The organism is Tsukamurella soli, assembly GCF_039541155.1.
In the GTDB taxonomy this organism is placed as follows: Bacteria; Actinomycetota; Actinomycetes; order Mycobacteriales; family Mycobacteriaceae; genus Tsukamurella; species Tsukamurella soli.
Map to the genome: position 1 here is coordinate 1 of NZ_BAABFR010000214.1, position 2,209 is coordinate 2,209.

At 72.5% G+C, this 2,209-nt stretch carries 2 protein-coding genes; both read right to left on the reverse strand.

What is annotated here, in order from left to right; translation table 11 throughout:
* A partial coding sequence (locus tag ABD908_RS27115) for a ComF family protein (protein ID WP_425584419.1) occupies window positions 1-264 on the reverse strand: 264 nt, incomplete at its 3' end.
* Between the two features lie 35 nt (window positions 265-299).
* Entirely contained in the window at window positions 300-2,117 is a 1,818-nt protein-coding gene (lpqB, locus tag ABD908_RS27120; protein ID WP_345001977.1) for an MtrAB system accessory lipoprotein LpqB, read from the reverse strand.
* Window positions 2,118-2,209 lie beyond the last annotated feature (92 nt).

A 2,209-nucleotide genomic window follows, 5' to 3' on the forward strand; every position in this document is an offset into this window, starting at 1 on the left:
GGCGCGGCCGAGCGGCCGGGCCAGGTCGGCCCGGCCGCGTTCCTTGAGCGCCAGCACCGCGGCACGCCGCGGCCCCTCGTAGCGGCCGAGCGTCCACACCGGGACGCCCACGGACACCGTCGGGCGGATCCGGGCGGGGACGTCGTGCAGTGCGCGCTCGCACTCCGCGCACCATCGCACCCCGGGCGCGCCGCACCCGCCGCATACCCGCGGCACGGCGAGATCCACCAGCTCCGCCAGCACACCGGGCCAGAATCCGCCCACGTCTCCCCTCACCGGACGCCCTCGCCCGGCCCGGTTCAGCCGGGCAGGACCGGGTTCGCGTGCCCCCCGGCCAGCGCGTCCACCTGCGACCAGTATTGACTGGTCGAGTCCGGGCCGATCTCGATCTCCCAGACTCCGCTGGAGTCGGTCGCGTAGACGGTGTTCTGCGACGCCGCCACCATGGAGATCGGCGGCGACAGGTTGCGGCTGGGCAGCGGGGTCACGTCGCCGGAGTCGTACCGCACCGACAGCACGGGCGAGTCCGAGGTGGTGCGGCCGATCACGAAGTTGTCGCCGGCGTTCCAGTCGATCGACGAGGCCGACATGTCGCGGTCGATCGCCACCTGCTGCAGGTGCGCGATCATCGACTGCCCGGTGGACTTCTGCTGCACCACACCGACCAGCACCTTGCCGCCCACGATCATGGCGACCCGCACGCCGTCCCGCGACAGGCGCAGGTCGGTGATCGGGCCGGGCGCGATCGCAGCCACCTCGCTCGAGTCGACGTCCATCTCCGTGATCTCACCGGTGGCCTGGTCCTGCCGCAGCCGCACGACCCGGGTGCCGTCGAGGACCGTCCACACGGTCGCGTCGTCGGGCATCCAGCTGGGCCGGGTCATCGTCCCCGCCACGAGCACCTGGGTCGGGACGCCCCCGTACGGGCCGATCACCAGCGCGGTGCCCTGCCCGGGCCCCTGCGCGCCGGTGTCCAACACCGCTGCGACCTCCCTACCGGTCCCCGACAGCCCCACCGAACGGATGGTCTTCAGCTGCCCCAGCGGGCCTGGGACCGGGATCGTCGTGGTCGGGGTGACCCGCACGAACGCGCCGTTCAGCACGCCGTGCAGACCGACGGCGAGGTCGGACGAGGCGTTGGGGCTCACCGACGCGACGTCGTTGACGTTCCAGCCCGACGGATGCTTGTCGTCGAGCGGTGCCCCGTCGACGGTGACCATGTACGGGCCCTGCACGTCGGCGCCGGACAGCGTCCACACCACCTGGCCGGCGAGCAGCTTGGCCACGTCCGGCTCGAGCTTGGGCACCCCGTCGAAGTCCACCCGCACCCCGGCGTATCCCACGCCGGCGTCCTTCTGGGAGCCGCTCAGATCGGTGACGGAACCGCGCACCGTCGAGCTCTGGCCGAACGGGTTGAACACGGCGTCCTGAAGCGACGGCCGCGGACCGCGCACCAGCAGCGTGAGCAGGTCGGCCGGGAGGCGGTCGCGGGAGCTCGCCAACCACCGGGCGTCGGGCACCATGGTGCGGCCGGAGGGGTCGGGGAAGTACAGCAGGTAGCGTCGGTACACGGAGCGGAACTCGTCGTCGTCGATCAGGAGCATTGGCGTCTGCCCGACCGACGAGAGGCCCTGGATGCGCCACTGCCCGGACACCAGCGCGAGCTGCACGTTCTGCGACACCGACTGGCGTGTCGGCTCGAACACGCCGTCGGAGTCGAACGTCCCCTCCGCCTGCGCCCGGATGGTCATCTTGGTCACCGACGACGAGCGTTGCGTGGGGATGACGTCGATCTTGGTCACCACCATCGCCTGCTTGGGCACCTGCCACGACGTGACCCCGGACGGCACCAGGAACCGCCTGGACGCCGCGTAGTCGGCGTCGGCGATCGCGTTGGCCTTGAGGAAGTCGCGCACGATCACCTCCGGCGCGGCGTCGCGGCGCGGCGAGATGTCGCGACTCACCGCCGGGGACTCGCCGCCCAGCCCCGGGATCACGCGCGGACTAGACCGGTCCGGGATCGACGCACAGCCCGCGACCGACGCCACGACCAGCAGCAGCACCAGCGCCACGCGCGCCCAGCCGACGCGCCGCCCTCCGGCGCGCGGGTCACGCATCGTCGGACTCCCCCGACGCAGCGGGTTCGCCCGCGGCGGGCGCCGACGGTGCCGGGCCCGCCTAAGTCGGAGGCCAAGCGGTCTTAGGAAGA